This is a genomic window from Pseudomonas sp. P7759 (assembly GCF_013386445.1).
Taxonomy (GTDB): Bacteria; Pseudomonadota; Gammaproteobacteria; order Pseudomonadales; family Pseudomonadaceae; genus Aquipseudomonas; species Aquipseudomonas azotoformans_A.
Genome location: NZ_JACART010000026.1, coordinates 206,525 through 226,335, shown reverse-complemented (window position 1 = coordinate 226,335; position 19,811 = coordinate 206,525). Strand labels below are relative to the sequence as shown.

Sequence of the window (19,811 nt, the reverse complement as noted above, 5' to 3'; positions counted from 1 at the left end):
GGACGTCGATTTGCAATTGCGCTTGAGCGGTGGTGCCGATACCAGCGCTGACGCGCCGCCGGATTGGCGGCAGGTGGAGAGCCAGTACCGGCAAGCGATCACTGAGCGTGGCCGGGCTTTTAATACGATGGCGCTGGCACGTACCCTGGCGGAAAAAGCCCAAGGTGAGGGCAATGAACAGCAGCAGGCGCGCCTCCTGAGCAGCTACTACAAGGCCACCGAGACCATGGCGCGCAAGGCGCTCACGGAATGGCAATACCTGCGCCAGTTACGCAGCCTCAAGCCGCTGCCACGCTATGAAACGATGGAGTGCGACGCGCTGGAGTCGATTATCAATGCCCTGACCTTGCTCGATATCCAGCTCAACAAGCGTGCGAAGCAAACCGGCGCGCGGATGCTGCCGTTACTGGGGCGCGCCGAGCACGATCGCGATATGCAGGCCCATACCGAATTGAACCAGCTCACCCGTGAACTGGTGGCTATCTACGACAGCCAGATCGACTGGCGCACCCAGGAAGACAGCTGCTTAGATGCGTTGCGAAAAGTCCCCCGGCTTGGGCGCGACAGGGCGAATGCGTTGATCGAGGAGACGCAACTGTTGATGGACCGCGCGCAGCGTTCCCAGGCTAAGCCGATACCGGAGAGACCGTCGCTGCTCGCGCTGAAATCCCAGCAAGTGAGAATGTTATGGACCCTCGCCACCGATGTGCCGGCAGGGCAGGTCGAAGATGAAGTGACGACCACTATCTCCCGCACCTTTGCGCGCGCGCGCTGGGCCTGTAGTTCCCTCGTCGAACGCTCGCAGGTACAGGCCAGCGACACTGAACAGATTGAATTGCTCGACAGCCTCGACCATGTATTTGCCCAGACCGACGATCAGATCGAATTCTGGCGCGTCATGGAGCCGGACAGATTCAGCCTGCCCGACCTGGAAAAACTCCAGCAGTTGCTCGCCGGCCTCCACCGCCACGTGGAGGATGACCTGCAAGCGTTGTTGCAACCGGCACCGGGCGCAGAGCCTGCCCCGAAGGTCAGCGCACCGCCCGCTCCCGGGCGTCGCAAGAAGATCATTCGCACCCGCAACCGTGATCTTTTCGTCGTCCAGACTGAGACGGCGGACACGACGACGGCGCAGGTCAATGATGACACCGGAGCGGTGATTGGCACCTTTACCGTGGCCGATGATGGCGTTTGGGAGCCGGCCCCTGCGCCTTCACGCCCGGACCCGGAGCTGGGTGCCCTGGTGAAAACCGCCAACACGCTGTTGCAAGACGTCGACAAAGCCATTGCCAGCGTCGAGGCCCTGGCCAAGCGGACCCACAGCCCGGCCTCCCTGCAAGACTTGCTCGATGCCGAGGCGCGTCGCCGCCTGTGGACCGCCAACAAGATACGCGAAAAACTCAATGACGACAGTCGCATCCGCCTGGCAGCGCCGCAGCAAGACAAGGCGCGCACCGCCGAAGCGGCACTGCGCACGGCGGTGGCGCGTTTGGAGGCCAAGGGGTTGGCGGTGCGAATCAGCGCTACCCGCAACAAAGTATTGAACCAGGATGATGTTGCGTTTCTGCATGCGCAGAACCAAGTGCGCATTGTCCGCAAGGGGCCAAGGGTGGCGCTCATAGGGCGCAAGAATGACTTCTTGCAGGAGTATGCGGTCAATGATGCACGCACCGGCAAGGCCATGGCTTACGCGCACTTTCATTACACAAGCAGCCGCGATGTGGATGACAATTTCTCCGCAGCCCACCTCAAGACTCCAGATCAGGCACGGCTGGGGCGCATGGCACAAGCCCGGGTAGAGACGCAAGCGTTTGAGCGTATGCGCAGCGGGCAAGGCGGACGGGCGGTACAACCCTTGGAGATTCACCGTTCAGAGATTCAGCGTCGCTTGGCCCTGCGATTGTTTATCCACGGCGGTTAAAACGTCGGGCAAGCATTGCGTATGTTCACCCGGTTGCAGGTACGGTAACAGGATCGGCGCCATGCCCTTGAGCACCTGCACCGGCAGCGCCGAAGTGAAGGTGAAGTGCTCGGCGGACTGGCCGGGCACGAAGGCCGTCAACGTGCCGAAGTGATGTTCGCCCAGGTAGAACACAAAGGTCGCCGTACGGTTGATCGACTTGGAGCTCAGAATCCGCCCGCCGGCACCAATCGCTTCGATGCGGTTGTCGCCGGTACCGGTCTTGCCACCCAGGGCCAACGGCGTGCCGTCAGCCAGCTTGAAACTGCCGGCCACACGTTTGGCCGTGCCGGCATCCACCACCTGGGACAGGGCGCCGCGCAAGGCCCTGGCCACTTCCACCGGAACCACCTGCTTGCCCGGCGCCGGGTCGTTGCTCAGCTGGATTTCATACGGCGTGCCGGCGGCGAAATGCAGGGTGTCGATTCGCAGCACCCGGGGTCGCACGCCGTCGTTGAGGATGACCCCCATCAGTTCTGCCAGCGCGGCGGGACGGTCGCCGGAGCTGCCGATGGCGGTGGCGAGTGACGGTACCAGATGGTCGAAGGGATACCCCACGGCCTGCCATCGTTGATGTATATCCAGGAACGCTTCGATCTCCAGCATGGTGCGGATGCGGCTGTCCCGCGCGCTTTGGTGGCGGCTCTTGAACAACCAGCTGTAGACCTCCTGGCGTTCGAACTGGCTGGCTTTGACCGCGTCGGTGAAGGTGGCATCGGGATGGTTAAGCAGGAAGCCCAGCAGCCACAGATCCAGCGGATGGACCTTGGCGATATAGCCCTGGTCGGGCAGGTCATAGGTGCCGGGGCCGTAGGCGGCGTAGAGTTTTTCCAGGCGCTGGTCGGTGAGTTTTTCGTTGGTCTTGACCCCGGTGAGGTGCGAGCGCACAAACAGGTTGAAGCTTGCCTGGCTGGCATTCGGCAGCAAATAACGGTGTACGGCAGCCAGACGAATCGGCGTGGGGCGCAGGCTGTCGAGGAAGGTTTCCAGGCGTGCCTGGGTGTCTTTCTTCTGGTACTTCTTCCAGAACTTGCGCAGGAACGTCGTGCCTTCGCGGTCGGCGAAACTGGCGAGGTATTCCTGGCGGCGCGGATCGCTGTCGTCCTTGAGCAGGTCGGCGCTGTTGTTCTCACCGGAATAGGTGACATAGCGCACCACGTCGCGCATCAGACGAATGAACGGCAGGTTGATCGACTCGCGCAGGGCATCGCGCAGGGTAGGGCTGCGGCCGTTGTCCTGGCTGCGAAAGTTATGAAAAGTGTGTAGCCCGCCGCCGGTGAAGAAACGCTCGCCGGGGTTGGCCGAATAGGTGCGGTCGAGGGCCGCGTCGAGCATCCTGGCGAGGGACTTGTCCGGCGTCTGGATCAGGTAGTCGAGGGCCCAGCGGCTCAGGCGGTCTTGGTCGTCCACGGTGATTTTCTTTAACTCGGCGGGGGCTTGCGCGGCGTACTTGGCGTGCAACTCGCTGATGATTTGCAGGTAGGTGGTGAGCACCCGCAACTTGGCGGTGGAGCCCAGTTCCAGTTTGCTGCCTTCGTTGATGTCGAAGGGTTGGTCGGTGTTGTCGGTTTGCACGCGCACCCGCGAGCCGTCCGGGGTCAGTTCGAACAAGGTAAAGCTGTAGCGCACTTGCGCGGTGCTGGAGGGGGTGAGCAGGCGTTCGCCGAGCAGGCCGATCTGGCGGGCGTAATCGGGGTCGGCGAGCTGCTTGAGGTAGTCGCTGACCTGGCCCTGTAACTGGGCTTGCAAGGTGGTGGTGGCCGACAGATCGAGGCGGTCCAGGTCGTACAGCGGGCGTTGCAGCAGCGCGGCCAGGCGGCTGCGGGCCACGCTGATGCCCTTGTTGGTTTCAATCGGTTGCACGGTGGGTTGCTGCTGCCAGTCGCGGTACGTGAGCTTGGCCGTCAGCGCGGCCTGCAACAGCGGCGCATCGAACACACCATTCTGCGCGAGCAGGCGCAGGTGGCTGTCGATCAATTGCGCCAGTTCTTCGCGACCTTTGGCCAGGTAATGGGAGGGCCTGCGCTGGGCAATGATCAGCGCCAGCACCTGGCGCAGGGCCAAGCCTTTGTGGGCGAGGTTGTCGCCGAGCAACGCCTGGTTGACCTGGTTGAAGTCGGCCCCGAACCACACCCGCAGGCCTTCGGCCAGCCCATGCACTTCACCGTGGCCGGGCACGGCGGACAGCGGCACGCTGTTGAGGTAATCACGGGCGATGTTTTGCCGCGCCACCTGCGTGTCCGGCCCGTCTCGATAGGCGCGCACGCCGGCAGAAAACATCTGCCGCAGTTTTTCCCCGCCCGACAGGGTCAGGCCATCCGGCGAGTGACGGTATTTTTCCAGCTGGGTGGCCAGGGTGCTGCCGCCGGCACTCTGGCCCGGCAGGTGCAGCAGCTTGGCGACTTGTGACCAGGCCGCCTTGGCAAAGCGCGGCCAGTCCACCGCTGGGTTGGCCTGGGGTTGGGTGGGGTCGAGCAGGTCGCGGTTCTCGATAAACAACAGGCTGTTGACCACCAGCGGCGGGATCGCGCCAAAGCTGGCGTACAGCTGTTGCGGGTAGTTGTACTGGTAGAGCGGTACCGCACGGCAGTCGGTGATGGACAACCCGGCCTGGATTTTTTCCGCATAGGGCACGAACAGGCCTTTGGCGGTGTAGTCCATCAGTTCGGGTGAGAAGCGCGCCTGGGCCTGGATGACATAGCCGCGCTTGAGCAGGCGAGGCAGGAAGGTATCAAGGTCGCTGTAGCCCAGGCGTCGGTCGAACGGGCCGGCGCCGGGGTAGACCATGGCATCGCTGGCACCGGGCTTGACCTGGTATGTGAGGTCGCGGGCCAGGCGGCTCAGTTCCTGGGCCTGCAGGCGCGAGGTGCGCATCTCTTTGTTGGCGGCAAAAACCAGGGCAATCAGGGCGAGCAGCACGATCAACCCGAACAACCGGAGCCCGTAGCGAGGCCCAGGTTTATTTTTGGATAGAGGCGCTGGGTCCGAACTGCCTTGTACTTTCGCAGCCTGGGTCGAGTCGGTTTGCCACAGTGCGCCCATAGTCGATTGATCCCTGCACGCAGATTGATCGGACTTGTTGGAAGCTTAGTCGCTGGGGGCTGGTTGTGAGGAAATTGTGATTCGCCTCCAAGCGGTTGGTAGGAGGTGAGCTGCGACGTTTAGTCGCTCTGGGCAGGTAAGATGCTCCTGTAAAATTGATATTTTACGGAGTCTTCCACTAAATTGACCCGATTTTATGGTGAAAGACCCTGAGCCGGGCTTTTTATACTGCATGCCCCGTCGAGCCAGCCCCTCGGCGGACACTCCAATAACAAAATGAGGTTGTACCCCTTATGCCAGTCGGCAACCCACTGCCCCACGGCGAGACCGCTCAAGGCGGCCCGCTCAAACGCGAACTCGGCGAACGGCACATTCGCCTCATGGCCCTCGGCGCCTGCATCGGTGTCGGCCTGTTCCTCGGCTCGGCCAAGGCCATCGAAATGGCCGGCCCGGCGATCATGCTGTCGTACATCATCGGCGGCCTGGCGATCCTGGTGATCATGCGCGCCCTCGGCGAGATGGCGGTACACAACCCCGTCGCCGGTTCGTTCAGCCGTTACGCCCAGGATTACCTCGGCCCGTTGGCGGGTTTTCTCACTGGCTGGAACTACTGGTTCCTGTGGCTGGTGACCTGCGTCGCGGAGATTACCGCCGTGGCGGTGTACATGGGCGTGTGGTTCCCCGACACGCCACGTTGGATCTGGGCCCTGGCCGCCCTGATCAGCATGGGCACCATCAACCTCATCGCGGTGAAAGCCTTCGGTGAATTCGAGTTCTGGTTTGCGCTGATCAAGATCGTCACGATTATTGCGATGGTCATCGGCGGCGTCGGCATCATCGCGTTCGGCTTTGGCAATGATGGCGTGGCGCTGGGCATTTCCAACCTGTGGGCCCACGGCGGCTTCATGCCCAATGGTGTGCAGGGCGTGCTGATGTCGTTGCAAATGGTGATGTTCGCCTACTTGGGCGTCGAGATGATCGGCCTCACCGCCGGTGAAGCGCGCAACCCGCAGAAGACCATCCCCAGTGCGATCGGCTCGGTGTTCTGGCGCATCCTGTTGTTCTACGTCGGTGCGCTGTTCGTGATTCTGTCGATCTACCCGTGGAATGAAATCGGCACCCAGGGTAGCCCGTTCGTGATGACCTTCGAGCGCCTGGGCATCAAGACTGCCGCTGGCATCATCAACTTCGTGGTGATCACTGCGGCGCTGTCTTCCTGCAACGGCGGCATCTTCAGCACCGGCCGCATGCTCTACAGCCTGGCGCAGAACGGCCAGGCCCCGGCCACCTTCGGCACCACTTCCAGCAACGGCGTGCCACGCAAGGCCCTGCTGTTGTCGATCTTCGCGTTGCTGCTGGGCGTGCTGCTCAATTATCTGGTGCCGGATCAGGTATTTGTCTGGGTAACCTCGATCGCCACCTTCGGCGCGATCTGGACCTGGCTGATGATCCTGCTGGCCCAGCTCAAATTCCGCAAAGGCTTGAGCCCGGCCGAGCAGGCCGGCCTCAAGTACCGCATGTGGCTGTACCCGGTCAGTTCGTACCTGGCCCTGGCGTTCCTGGTGCTGGTGGTGGGCCTGATGGCGTACTTCCCGGACACACGTGTGGCGCTGTATGTGGGCCCGGCGTTCCTGGTATTGCTGACGGTGTTGTTCTACGCCTTCAAGCTGCAACCGACCAACCTGGCCTCGCCTTCGGCGCGTTCGGCCTGATGCCTGGAAGGGCTCGTTGCGTGCAACGGGCCCTTGGGTCTATTGCGTCCGTGTCGCCAATTTGAGCGACTGATCCAGTCGCTTGTTGAATTCCAGCCACATCGCCAGCATCACCATCAAGGCCGCGCCGGCCATCGCCGTCAGTATTTGCATGGCGAAGCTATCGCCTGCCAAGGCGTTGATCATGTCCGCGAGTGGCGCGAGTACCACGCCGAGGCAAAACACTTCCAGCGAATAACGGCCCATGCGACAGGTGTGCTGCGCCAACCAGTTCTCGGTCCATGCGCGGCCTGGCAGCAACTTTGCCGTCACATAGGCCAACGCGAGAAAATGCAGCAGGCGTACGGGTGACAGGTCAGTTTTGCTGATGGGGTAGAGCAGGTCGCTGAGCGGCGCGGGCATCCACGCGTCATGCACCTCGGGCCAGCGCCACGATAGCGTCAGGATACCCGCGGCCACCGCGTACAGGGCCGCCGTCACGAACAAGGGTTGGCGCGTGAGCGGGCGCGTGTCCACGGGACGTGTCTTCCCCGCATGAATCGCCGCCGCGCCGCCCAGCACGAACAAGAATTGCCAGGTAACCGGGTTGAAGTACCACACGCCATCGGCAATGGCCCTCAGGTTCCAGCCCATCCAGGGTGCCAGCAGGTAAATCGTTGCCGACCCGAGCACGACCATCCAGGTCTTGCGCAGCATCAGGGGCAGCACCAGTGGCAAGCCGGCCAGCAGCACGATATACAGCGGCAACGGGTCCATCAGATTGGGCTTGAAGCGCAGCAGCAATTCATCGGTCAGGGCTTGTTGCGGATGAGTGACGAAGTGCGTCAGGCCCATCTCTTCAACCAGGTCGCGGGTTTCCACATGGCTGTTGGCGAAGAACACGATGCCCATCAGCATCGCCAGCAAGAAGATATGCACCACGTACAACACCCAGGTGCGACGCAGGATTTTTAGCGTGGCAATCCAGTAGCCATCGCGTTGCAGGATCTTGCCGTAGGCCAATACGGCGGCGTAACCGGCGAGGAACACAAACACCTCCGCTGCATCGCTGAAACCGATGTTGCGCAGGGTGATCTGGCCGAGGGGGTTGTGGGGGACGTGATCCCAGAAAATGAAGATCAACGCCAGGCCCCGAAAAAAATCGATGCGCGGGTCGCGTCCGTTCAGCATGGCAGCGGGCTCTTGAACAAAAGGTTTAGTAATGACAGGCGAATGCGCGTGTTGTCGTACGCCGCACGTCGGGCGGGCGCAGGTTGGCGGTATTTGTAAGTAATTGCAAAGGTTGGGTATTACTGAATGTCTCGAAAGCCTGCCCGGTAAAGGCAGGCTCGGAAGGCGTGTATCAGGCGGCGACCACTTCATGGGGTTCGAAGCTATCCGCCCGTGCCATCTGCCACATGCGCGAATAGAACTCGCCATTTACCTCGCCGGTCAGCAACTCACCTGGCTTGAGGAACACATGCAACTGCGAGAACAACTTGATCTCGGTCGCCGACATGCGCCGTACCAAGTGCTTGGCCGACAACTGCGACGGATGATCCAGCCCCGCTGCCGCGAGCATTTCCGCGAGGGCCTTGAGAGTGTTGCGGTGGAAGTTGAACACGCGCTGGGCTTTGTCCGGCACCACCAGCGCACGTTGGCGCAGTGGATCCTGGGTGGCCACGCCGGTCGGGCATTTGTTGGTGTGGCAGCTCTGGGATTGAATGCAGCCGATGGCAAACATGAACCCCCGCGCGGAGTTGGCCCAATCGGCGCCGATGGCCAGCACACTTGCGATGTCGAATGCGCTGACGATCTTGCCGCTGGCACCCAGCTTGATCTTGTCGCGCAGGTTCAGGCCCACCAGGGTGTTGTGCACGAACAGCAAGCCTTCACGCAGCGGCACGCCGATATGGTCGGTGAATTCCACGGGCGCGGCGCCGGTGCCGCCTTCCTTGCCGTCCACCACGATAAAGTCCGGGAGGATGCCGGTTTCGAGCATGGCCTTGGCGATGCCCATGAATTCCCACGGGTGGCCCAGGCAAAACTTGAAGCCCACCGGTTTGCCGCCGGACAGTTCGCGCAGTTGCGCGATGAACTGCATCAGTTCCAGCGGCGTAGAAAACGCGCTGTGGCGTGACGGCGAGATGCAATCTTCGCCCATCAGGATGCCGCGGGTGTCGGCGATTTCCTGGGTGACTTTGTGCTTGGGCAAAATCCCGCCATGGCCGGGTTTGGCGCCCTGGCTCATCTTGATTTCGATCATGCGCACTTGCGGGTTCTGCGCCTGCACGGCGAAGCGTTCCGGGTCGAAGCGGCCGTCGCTGGTGCGGCAGCCGAAGTAGCCACTGCCCAGCTCCCAGGTCAGGTCGCCGCCGTTTTCACGGTGGTAGGGGCTGATGCTGCCTTCGCCGGTGTCATGGGCAAAGTTGCCAAGCTTGGCGCCTTGATTGAGGGCGCGAATTGCGTTGGCGCTCAACGAGCCAAAGCTCATTGCCGAGATATTGAACACCGATGCCGAGTAAGGCTGCGTGCATTGCGGGCCGCCGACCATCACGCGAAATGCGCTGGGATCGCTGAGCGGTGCCGGGCGCATGGAGTGGCCGATGAATTCGAAGCCCGACTGGTACACGTCGATCAGGGTGCCGAACGGTTTGTCGGCGGTTTCATTCTTGGCGCGCGAATACACCAGTGAACGTTGGGCCCGGGAGAAGGGAAGGGCATCGCTGTCAGACTCCAGCAGGTACTGGCGGATTTCCGGGCGGATGGCCTCCACCAGGTAACGGATATTGCCCAGGATCGGGTAGTTGCGGCGCACGGCGTGGGGGCTTTGCAGCAGGTCGAAAATACCGATCAGGCTCAACACGCCCGTGACCAGGGTGATCGGCCACAGCCATTCGTGTTCGATAAAGGGGAGGCTGGCAAGGGTGAAAATGACGCACACGGCAAAGAAGGCGTAACGGCTTAATAACGACAGGCTCATACGGTTTTCCTTGGTTCGGACTCATCGGCTAGGCGTTTTGCGCCTGTAGAAAGATCGAGAACAGCTCTGACTGGGATTTGATCCCTAGCTTGCTGTAGATGTGTTTCTTATGGACTTTCACGGTTTCAACAGAGATTTCCAGCTTACGAGCGATTTCCTTGCTGGAGCAACCGCTGAGCATCAAGCGGCCCACATCCAGCTCGCGGGCAGTGAGTTGCGCGCCCCAGTCATCATTCTGGATCGGCTGCGGGGTGCTGACCTGGCTGAGTTCATGGGGCAGGCGTTGGCGCAGCAGGCTCACGACCCAGGGTTGAATCAGCGATAGCAGGGCGATCTGCTGCGGGTCAAAGCGCTGCTTCGAGCCCAGCGACAGGCACAGGGTACGCCCATCCGGCAGGTGGCAATTGAATTGGATCTCATCAGCGACCACGTTCAGGCGGAAGTAGCGCTGGTAGTACTCGGTGAGTTCAAAGTGTTCCGGCGCGACTTCGGCCAGGCGCAAAAGCCCGGTGCGCGCGTGTTCGCGACTGGCGATGTAGAAGGGGTCGAGCAGGTACAGGCCGTTGAGGTAGTCCTGGAACAGGTGGTCCGGCGTGCCGTCGGCGCCTGGGCATTCGGCGAACACCAGCGGGCGGTGCGCGCTGCTGAACAGCAGGGCTACCCAGCTGTCGGACGGCACGTATTGGTCCAGCAATCGGACAAGCTGGGTCCAGAAGTTGGGCTGGTCCAGCGCGTCTATCATTTGCCCCACCGCACGGTGCCAGGCGATGTCTTGCAGCGACATGGTCATTGATCTACCCCTATCGGGTTACCCCCGCCGCGTGATTCCCTGGTGGGTTGAGGCTGCGCATACTGCGGCACAGCTAAAGAACAAGGAATACCCATGAAGGTCGAATTTGCCCAGTTGGCCGGTCGTGATAACGATACAGCTTACAACCTTGAGCGCGCCTTGGCGGCCATTGCTGCCTGCGCCGACGATACGCAACTGATCGTATTCCCGGAAACCCACCTGACCGGTTTCCCCACGGCCGAGACCGTTGCGGCCATCGCCGAGCCGCTGGATGGCCCGACTGTGCAGGCGATTATCCAGGCCGCCCGCGCGCGCAACGTCGCCGTGGTCATCGGCATCGCAGAAAATGATGGCGGCCAGTTCTACAACGCGACCTTGCTGATCACCCCCGAAGGCATCGCCCTGAAGTACCGCAAGACCCACCTGTGGCCGTTGGAGCGCGGTGTGTTCAATCCTGGCGACCGTTACCCCACTTGTGTGTGGAACGGTCTGCGCGTCGGCCTGTTGATCTGCTACGACATCGAGTTCCCTGAAACTGCCCGCGCCCTGGCGCAATTGGGCGCCGAGTTGCTGATTGTCACCAACGGCAACATGGACCCCTACGGGCCTACCCACCGCACCGCGATCATGGCCCGTGCCCAGGAAAACCAGGCGTTTGCGCTGATGGTCAACCGGGTGGAAGCGGGCGATGGCGACCTGGTGTTCGCTGGCGGCAGTGCGTTGGTGGACCCGTTTGGCACGCTGCTGTTTGAAGCCGGGCGTGAGGAAGGGCAATACACGGTCGAGCTGGATCTCGACCGACTGGCGGCGGCACGCAAGGACTACCGCTACCTGGATGACCAGCGCATGAAATTGCCGGGTGAGGTGATTGAACGCGCAGACGGGACCCGGGAGCTTTTGATCCCAAAACCCTGACCCGATCGTGTGGCACGGATGCCGTTGTGGCGAGGGAGCTTGCTCCCGCGCCACAGGTGACAACCATAAAAACAGATTCCGCTTCACCCACTTCAGTTCTGCCATAAATCTAATAATTGCGCGGAGAATCACCCATGGCTCGTTTGCAACGCACCCTGTCGTTAGGGTCGGTGGTGCTGTTTGGCATCGCCTATATGACGCCGATCATCGTGCTCGGCACCTTCGGCATCCTGGCGCAATCCACTGCGGGCATGGTCCCCGCCGCGTACCTGGCCGCCCTGGTGGCGATGTTTTTCACCGCCATGAGTTACGGGCGCATGGCTTCGGCGTTTCCGGTGGCCGGTTCCGCCTACAGCTATGTGCGCAAGGCCATCAGCCCCAAACTGGGCTTTATCGCGGGTTGGGCGGTGTTGCTCGACTACCTGTTCTTGCCCATGGCTATCTGGCTGATCGGTGCGGCGTACCTCAATTCAGCGTTCCCGGCGGTGCCGCAGTGGATCTGGGTGCTGGCCTTTATCGGCATCACCAGCGCCATCAACATCGTCGGTCTGAAGCTGGCCAATGGCATCAATGCGTTGCTGATGCTGGTGCAATTTCTGGTGTTGATTGCGTTTGTGGCGCTGTGCATTCATTACATCGGTGGTGATGCAAGCAAGCCGCTGTGGACCATCGCCCCCTTCTTCAACGGCCAGATGCACATGCCGTTGATCATGAGCGGCGCGGCCATCGCCTGCTACTCGTTCCTGGGCTTTGACGCGGTGAGTACGCTGACCGAAGAAACCCGCGACCCACGCCGCACCATCCCACGGGCGATCATGTTGATCACCTTGATTGGCGGCCTGATCTTCGTGGCGGTGTCCTACTTTGTGCAGATTGCCCATCCGTCATTCGAATTCGCCAATGTGGATTCGGCGGCGTATGAAATCGCGCGCAATATCGGTGGCGACCTGTTCGTGTCGATCTTCCTGATCGGCCTGATTGTCGGGCAGTTCGCTTCGGGGCTGTCGGCCCAGGCCAGTGGTTCGCGCTTGCTGTTCGCCATGGGCCGCGACGGTGTGTTGCCCAAGTCGTTCTTCGGCGCTTTGCATGCGCGCTTCGGTACGCCGGTCAACAGCATCCTGTTGTGCGCGGTGGTGGCGCTGCTGGCGTTGAAGCTGGACGTGACCACTTCCACGTCATTCATTAACTTCGGTGCATTCCTGGCGTTCAGCCTGGTCAACCTGTCGGTGATCTTCCATTACTGGATCGGCGCCAAGCAGCGCGGCCTGCGTGAGTTGATCCTGTTCCTGGTGTTCCCGTTCATTGGCCTGCTGGCGGACTTGTGGCTGATGGTCAGCCTCGATCATCTGGCGATCTACCTGGGCCTTGTGTGGTTGGCCATCGGCCTGGTTTACCTGGGCGTGCTGACTCGCGGGTTCTCACAGCAGCCACCGGAGATGGACTTCCAGGAAGCCGCATAGAAGCGACGGGCCTATTCTTATTGCAATCGGTTCTCGTTTGGGCGCATTACTTGTGTTACTGTATAACACATCAAATGCACCCAGACGCCCCGGAGGCCTTATGAAAGCTGGTATCCATCCCGACTACCGCACCGTGCTGTTCCACGACACTGCCGCCGACGTGTTCTTCCTGATCGGCTCCACCGCCGACAGCGACCGCACCCATAAACACAGCGACGGCAACACGTACCCGTACATCCCGCTGGACGTTTCCAGCGCCTCGCATCCGATCTACACCGGCCAACAGCGCAAGACCCAGGTCGAGGGCCGCATCGCCGGGTTCAACAAGCGTTTCGCTTCGTTCGGTTCAAGCCCGAAAAAAGCTGACGCGTGAGGTTTACAGGTTTCACCTCGAAGGCCGCTCCGGAATCCGGAGCGGCTTTTTTGCTTCGGTGCTGACCGTTTGTCGCTACATCCCTGAGCGTGCTCAATGACCCGTTGAATATCCTGGGAACCCGTGTAGAGTTCGATGTTAACGAATAACGTTAAGCATTAAGCGATGATCAGAAGCTTCAAATGCGCGGATACCAAAACCCTTTTTGAAACCGGTCGAACCCGGCGCTGGTCTGCCATCGTGTCGGTGATTGAACGAAAGCTCAGCATGCTCGATGCGGCCATTGATCTTGCCGACTTGCGCTCGCCACCTGGAAACAGGCTGGAAGCACTGTATGGTGACAGAGAGGGGCAGCACAGCATCCGAATCAATGGTCAATTCCGGATCTGTTTCATTTGGGGGCCTAACGGTCCGCAAAACGTTGAAATTGTGGATTACCACTGAGGTGAATCATGTTTAAAAACGGCATGCGTCCCGTACACCCTGGAGAGATTCTCAAGGAAGAGTACTTGGAGCCGTTGGGACTTACGGCTGCAGCCCTCGCGCGGGCGCTGCATGTCTCCGCGCCCACGGTGAATGACATTGTGCTGATGCGCCGTAGCATCAGTGCTGATGTGGCGCTTCGCTTGGCCGCTGCGTTGGAAACATCCGCGCAGTTTTGGCTTAACCTGCAGACCGCTTATGATTTGCGTACGGTGGAAATTGCCAAGGGCGCTCAGATATCCAAGGAAGTGGAGAAAGTTGCGCATTGCGCCTGATGTTCCACTACTTCTTCAAACCCGGCGAGAGTGCCGGGTTTTTATTGGCGGTTGAAAAGGGGTGATGCTGAAAGGCCATCACTACCCAAAAAACCGACTAAGCTACTCAGTAATAGGCAAGTCAGTATTCGCCAGGGAGGCAGACCCCGACCATAAGGACCGCACACCGACGATCCGAGGTGTCCCATGGGAGAGTCAGTCACTTTTACCGATGCCGAACGTGCCGTGGTGCTGTTGATCGATGCCCACCCGGACGTCCTCAATAGCCTCACCCAACTGTTGCGGCTGGAACCCTTCGACCTGCACAGCGCCACCTGCGCTGCCGATGCCCTGGCCGTTCTCGCCAGCCAACCCGTCGACCTGGTGATGAGCGCCGCGCGCCTGCCGGACATGGACGGCGCCTCGCTGCTGGCGCATATCCACCAACACTACCCTCACACCGTACGCATTCTGCTGACCGGCGAAACCGACCTGACCCTGATCGTCAAAGCCATCAACGAAGGCGAGATCTACCGCTATCTGAGCAAACCCTGGAAGGACGAAGAATTGCTGCTGGCCTTGCGCCAATCCCTGGCCCATCAGCATTCCGAGCGCGAACGCCTGCGCCTTGAACAACTGATCCAGCAGCAGAACGATGAACTCAAGCAGCTCAACGCCAGCCTGGAAAAACGCGTGGCCTCGCGCACCAGCGAGTTGCAGCAGACCGCCGACATGCTCGACCTGGCCTACGAAGAACTCAAGCACAGCTACGCCACCGGCACTGAAGTGTTCTCGCTGTTGGCCAACCTGCGCCTGCCTCGTGCCAAACAGACCAACCGGCAGATTATCGAGTTGGTGCGCACCTGGTGTGTGACTCATGGCGTGGACGAGGCGAGCAACCGCGACCTGACCATGGCCGCCGCGCTCTACAACATCGGCAAGCTGAGCTGGAGCGACAGCATGATGGCCTCGCCCTCGGACCTGCTGCACAGCAGCGACCGCGAACGCTATCGCGCCTACGCCACCCAGAGCGAATCACTGCTGATGACCCTGGAACCGATGAAAGACGCCGCACGCCTGATCCGCCATCACCAAGAACGTTGGGATGGCAGCGGCTTCCCCGATCACCTCAAAGGCGAAGCGATTCCCGCCGGTTCGCGCCTGTTGAAACTGGCGGTGGATTTCATCGAGTTGCAAAAGGGCTTGATCCTGGAGCGGCAGATGAACAGCGACGAAGCGCTGCTGTACATCCGCAAGTACGCGGGCCGGCTGTATGACCCGGTGATGGTCGAAGACTTTGTGCTGGTCTGCGCGACCTATCTCAATGACGTAACCTTGGGCGACCCCAACGTCAAAGTCCTCGGTACCCGCGAGCTTGCGGAGGGCATGGTGCTGGCGCGCAACCTCAATGCCGACAATGGCATGTTGCTGCTCAATGCCGGCAAAGCCTTGAATTTGCCGTTGGTGGATAAGTTGATCGCGTTCGAAACGATGGAAGGAGCCAGGTACAGCGTATTTATCAAGATGAATGATGGAGTGTCGCTATTGAAATAGCATAGCGACGACATCTTGGGGGGGGCGGGGCTTCTATATTCCCCAGGCTTTCAGCTTGTTGCCGTGATAGTCGATGATGCCTCTGATGACATAGACGTCTTTTTCGCCAGACTTCCCGGTTTTCTCAAGTGCCACCCGCCATCGACCACGTCCCGTTCCGCTATCCAGTTGCGGTAGATCAACATAGGTGTAATTGCCGATTTTTTTTCGGCTGACGCGGCCTGCTTGAATATCCTGAATGATTTCTTCAACTTTGTTTTTTGCACTGATCGGCATCAGCGCCAGTTGAGCATCTGCCAGTTCATCTAATGTCACGATGTTGATCGCGGTGTCGCTGGACGCAGAGGTTTCTGGAGGGGGCGGTGTTCCAGGCTTGCGGGGTGGTTTTTCAACTTTGTGCGTGGGCACGCGTGACGGTGAAAACTCCAGCGGCGTTGAAAACTGCGGGATGTTTTTTTCAAACGTCACGATGCTGATACTGTCGACGACGTTCAGGCCCGCATTCGCTTCAGTCGCATCACCGTAAGACAAGACAATATAGGGAATACCGGATTTCTTGAATTCATCGGAAAAAGAAACGACGCCCAGGGTGTTGAGAAGCTCTGCTCGCTTTTCGATCCTGAATTGTTCCAATGCTTTTTTTATCTCTGGGGCAGACAGTAGGCGCTTCAATGCATCCTCGGGTTTTATGTTGTTATCGGATGCTATTTTTCCGAGAATTTTCCGTCGCCCTTTTTCGTCGAGGAACGCATTGAGCGTATTGTTTTTCCAAGTGGACAGCTGGAATTTCTGGTCGAATTTATTAAGGTTGTTCAGCTGTTTTTGGGTGAAGGCATAGCCTACAAATTGCGCCCCGGTGTCGTGATCGATAGCGCTGATCGATGCCCGGATGTGTTTTGAGAAGTCGTCATTTTTCCCAATCAACCGCTTTATTCTCAGGAAGAGTTTTTCCATCTCCGTGGGAGAGAGCGTCAGATAGTTGGAGAGGAGTTCGGTAGTCTTGTTCAAGTGCAGGTAGATGTTCGCGTCGAACCTAAGCTCCAACAGCGTGTTGCGTAATACTGGCGTATGGGGCACGTCGTAGTCACCCGAAACGATACGGCGAAAAGTGACCTCGTCGACCCTTAGCCGTTCGAGTGCTTGATCACGTAGCTTTTGTTTCTGCGGACCACTGAGCGTCTTGATGGCTTCTGCGTATTGTTGATATTCCGTAGAGGATGTATAGACGCCGAGTGCCCGGGTCAGATCGTCATCCAGTTGCTGTTCAGCGGTGAGTGGCCGCAGCGCGCTCAACACCGGTCCTCCTCCTCTTGTCGTGCGTTCAAAGCGAGGCTTCCAACTTTTGGCGTCGCCTGGTACTACCATAAAGTCCGTTTTAAGGCCGAGCGGGTCTTTGACATAGCGCGCGCCATCCTCGACATAGGATGGGTAGAGGTAATAGCGACCGTCATCCGCTCGCATGGCAATGAATTGGTTGTTGCGACTGTCGATAAAACTGGGCGCGCCCAGACTGCGTGACAACCTGTAATGATGCGTTTGTGCAAACGCCTCCACGTCAAACAGCGCGTCGATGCTAGTCGGTAACCGGTACTCTGCGACATTGACCCAGGCGGGGTCCAACGGTCGGATGGAGGTCTTTGCAACCTTGATACGGGTGATGCGCGCACCAGCGCGTTTACCCAGCAGCCCTGGGATACGGCGCCCCAATGTTTGCGCCCTGCCCGCACCTGCGACGACAGTGCGATGCAGTAGCGTGTGCACGGTCTTGACCATCAACAGATCGACCAGAAAGTCGGCAATTTCAACCCCGTACACAAAGGCATTCACCCCTGACTCCCATGCAATGTCCGCGTTGCTGCGCGAGCGGTAATCGGCATGCGCCAGCTGAAAGCCAAGTTGCGCTGAATACAGATAGTCCTGAAGATCGCCGGTGACGAGGCTCAAGGTATAGCGATTGGCACTGCGTGATTCGCTGAAGATTCGTGCAAGCTCTTCAGCATCTTGCGTGGCCATCCGCAGGGTGAAATAGGTGCGCCATTGCGGCTTTGCCTTGAGTGCATCCAACTCTCCGAGGCCAGTCACGAGTTCCCGGAAGGAGGCGTTATCCGGCGCATCCGGGGTGTAGAGGACACAGACTCCGCCCGGCTTTGTGTTTTTTCGCTGGATGATCAGCACGCCGTTGATGACCTGCCCCCCGCGCCCCCCCTCCAGCTCACTGCCCATCACCAATAGATGGGCCTCGATATCGAACGAGCCAACCTGAGGCCGGGTTTTCGGATCGGGAAAGTGGGTGATTGCACGTATCCAGTCAAACCCACTGCCGGGCGTCTTGAATGTGAAAAGGTCAGAAACTGCAGGGTTCAAACGGCTCTCAAGGGCCTCTTTGCGCATTTTTTCCGCACTCGCTCGCTGCCAGGCCGTGGCGAAGGCGCGACCTTCGCCGCGTTGAGAGAAAGCTGATCTGAGGTACTCGTCATATTTTTTGCCAATATCGGCCTCATGGGCCAGCGCCCGTAAATCCGTATCGCTGAGTCTGCCGATTTTTTTCCCTGTGCTGTCGAATAGGTTGGCTGTGGCGGTGATCATTCTATGTACTTCATGTATCGACCACGGATCGACGTTACGCCGTGCGTAACTTGCCAATGTACGCAGATCCACCACAACCTTGGTTTTCCATTTACCCTTTGTCAGTGTCCGCCGGCTCAGAAAGAGCGGGATGTCGATGCTCGGGTCTTCGCTGATATACACCGTGTCGGCATTTTCATCACGATAACCCGTCACCTCGACGTCCATAGAAGAGGTAACGCGCAGTCTTACCAGGCTGTCGTAGGGGGACAGTTCAACATTGGCATATTCGGGTTTTTGTCGTTTCAGTACCCTGCTGACTTCGTCCTCTGAAAAAGAGGTCAATGGCAAAATCTCCTCAAGCAGCGGCATGAGCGTGTCATAGCTTGCAACCATTGCTGCTTCATGTTGCCGATACTGGGACTGATCCTGCGAGCTGGCAGCCTTCAACCAATCCGGTTCGTGCGGCTTGACCAACAGCAGGTTGCGGGCTGCAAGGGCTGTGGATGCATCCAATCGCGGTGCCAGGTGTGCGGCGTAGTCAAGTTCGCCGGCCAACGGTAACGTCGGCTTGCGCAGGAGTGCCCGGGTATTGAAGTATTGTCGCACTCGCAACGAGCGAACGCTGTCGGCAATGACATCGGCTTCAATCACCGGCGGATCGGCTGCCAGCCTGGGTACACCGCTCAATGTTTCGAGCGCTGCTACCGGCAGGGAAGCGGCAAGCAGCGTGCGTGCCGATTCGTTCTCACGAAGCCGGGTCTCCACACACTCATTCAACTGTCTCAGATTGTCATATTCTTCAAACCCTGCGCCTGGCGTGTAAAGCAAAACGCTGCCCGTTGTCGGCGTTGCCACGGTGCTGCTCAGGATGAACGCACTGGCGAATTCACTGCCGTCCGCCAGCGTCAGACGGAACACGCCAGGCCTTAGTTCGGGGACGAAAGCCAATTCCCGTGCTTCTGCGCTCGGGTATTTCAATACAGTGTCTGCCAGCGTTCGCCCTTCGGCTGACAGCGTGCCGTCCACTGTGCGTAATGCCAATTGATGGGCCAGCACTTGCCGTTGTATTGCAATCAGGCGCTCCTCGGTGTCGGGTTGAGCGTCTTTTTTAGCCCTCCAGAACTCGTTGAGTTTTACCGTAAAGGCAATTTCCAATGCGCTGGCCAGTGTCGTTATAGGCATACCCGCAGACAGGCGTTTGCCTGCTTCCAGTGTCTGGGCCTCCCGATAGAAGGCGCCAGTCTCTTCGATGAGGTACGTATTGGCGTCCGGCGTGCGCAAATGGATAAGCAGCGATCCCAGCGGTTCGCTGCTCAGCAGTTGTGATTGCCCCTGCTCGGCTTCACGGTAACGCGTATAAAAAATTCGATTCGGATTGATCGGCCGGTTCAGCTCGGGAAACATAGCGGCCAGTTGAATCTGGTACACCGTCTCCAGGCTTGGTTGCTGCAGCAGCAGTTCGTCGGTTTGGGCATTGAGGCGGCCCAGTTCGCGAATAAGGTGCGCCTGTTGTTCGTTAGGGTTCTGGTTAGCTGGCGGCTCGACAGGCAAGGTCACTGGCCGTAAAGGATCATGTGCCAGGCGGCGGGCTTGGAGCTGCTTCGGATCGTCATTCGGCGATGTTTGAGTGGGCATGAGCATGTAGTACTCGTATAAGAGGCGTTGTGTGCTGCTACACAGCAAGCCCGGATGAGGGGGAACTCCAAGTCTAGGGTTGGCTGCGAGACACTTTGCGGTG

The 19,811-nt window shown here is 59.5% G+C and carries 12 protein-coding genes and 1 pseudogene; 8 read left to right on the top strand and 5 right to left on the bottom strand.

The genetic code is table 11. The annotated features are described in order from the left end of the window. Positions 1-1,921: pseudogene (locus tag HX823_RS20575) on the top strand (hypothetical protein); the annotation flags it as partial. Here the strand turns inward: HX823_RS20575 and HX823_RS20570 are convergent. Continuing rightward, a complete protein-coding gene (locus HX823_RS20570) occupies positions 1,871-5,002 on the bottom strand; it encodes a transglycosylase domain-containing protein (protein ID WP_177076343.1) in 3,132 nt (1,043 codons plus the stop codon). The pseudogene HX823_RS20575 and the gene HX823_RS20570 sit on opposite strands and share 51 nt — an antisense overlap. 293 nt (positions 5,003-5,295) lie before the next feature. Between HX823_RS20570 and HX823_RS20565 the strand changes: the two genes are divergently transcribed. Beyond that, positions 5,296-6,714, top strand: coding sequence for an amino acid permease (locus tag HX823_RS20565; RefSeq protein ID WP_038846010.1), 1,419 nt, complete (start codon positions 5,296-5,298; stop codon positions 6,712-6,714). A 39-nt stretch (positions 6,715-6,753) separates the two neighbouring features. Here HX823_RS20565 and HX823_RS20560 read toward each other — a convergent pair whose 3' ends face one another. From HX823_RS20560 to HX823_RS20550, 3 genes are all read right to left on the bottom strand, one after another. Then, the gene (locus tag HX823_RS20560) at positions 6,754-7,884 is read right to left on the bottom strand and encodes an OpgC family protein (protein WP_038846011.1); all 1,131 of its coding nucleotides are present in this window, start codon (positions 7,882-7,884) and stop codon (positions 6,754-6,756) included. A 172-nt stretch (positions 7,885-8,056) separates the two neighbouring features. Further along, complete coding sequence (locus HX823_RS20555; RefSeq protein ID WP_177076340.1) at positions 8,057-9,676, bottom strand: FMN-binding glutamate synthase family protein; 1,620 nt, start codon at positions 9,674-9,676, stop codon at positions 8,057-8,059. A 28-nt stretch (positions 9,677-9,704) separates the two neighbouring features. Further along, complete coding sequence (locus tag HX823_RS20550; protein WP_133074520.1) at positions 9,705-10,466, bottom strand: LuxR C-terminal-related transcriptional regulator; 762 nt, start codon at positions 10,464-10,466, stop codon at positions 9,705-9,707. Positions 10,467-10,559: 93 nt separating this feature from the next. Between HX823_RS20550 and HX823_RS20545 the strand changes: the two genes are divergently transcribed. The 6 genes from HX823_RS20545 to HX823_RS20520 all read left to right on the top strand — a co-directional run bounded on the left by HX823_RS20545 (position 10,560) and on the right by HX823_RS20520 (position 15,505). Next, positions 10,560-11,381 carry a carbon-nitrogen hydrolase family protein gene (locus tag HX823_RS20545; protein WP_177076338.1) on the top strand — a complete coding sequence of 274 codons (822 nt, stop codon included), beginning with the start codon at positions 10,560-10,562 and terminating at the stop codon, positions 11,379-11,381. Positions 11,382-11,515: 134 nt separating this feature from the next. Further along, positions 11,516-12,841: an APC family permease gene (locus HX823_RS20540; RefSeq protein ID WP_177076336.1), complete on the top strand. Its 1,326-nt coding sequence runs from the start codon at positions 11,516-11,518 to the stop codon at positions 12,839-12,841. Between the two features lie 100 nt (positions 12,842-12,941). Continuing rightward, entirely contained in the window at positions 12,942-13,214 is a 273-nt protein-coding gene (locus HX823_RS20535; protein ID WP_033896384.1) for a type B 50S ribosomal protein L31, read from the top strand. A 165-nt stretch (positions 13,215-13,379) separates the two neighbouring features. Continuing rightward, entirely contained in the window at positions 13,380-13,658 is a 279-nt protein-coding gene (locus HX823_RS20530) for a type II toxin-antitoxin system RelE/ParE family toxin (protein WP_038846016.1), read from the top strand. A gap of 8 nt (positions 13,659-13,666) precedes the next feature. Next, complete coding sequence (locus HX823_RS20525; protein ID WP_033896386.1) at positions 13,667-13,972, top strand: HigA family addiction module antitoxin; 306 nt, start codon at positions 13,667-13,669, stop codon at positions 13,970-13,972. Positions 13,973-14,158: 186 nt separating this feature from the next. After that, entirely contained in the window at positions 14,159-15,505 is a 1,347-nt protein-coding gene (locus tag HX823_RS20520; protein WP_177076334.1) for an HD domain-containing phosphohydrolase, read from the top strand. Positions 15,506-15,538: 33 nt separating this feature from the next. On the opposite strand, the gene HX823_RS20515 is transcribed toward HX823_RS20520, so the two are convergent. Next, positions 15,539-19,714, bottom strand: coding sequence for a dermonecrotic toxin domain-containing protein (locus HX823_RS20515; RefSeq protein ID WP_177076332.1), 4,176 nt, complete (start codon positions 19,712-19,714; stop codon positions 15,539-15,541). Between the last annotated feature and the right edge of the window lie 97 nt (positions 19,715-19,811).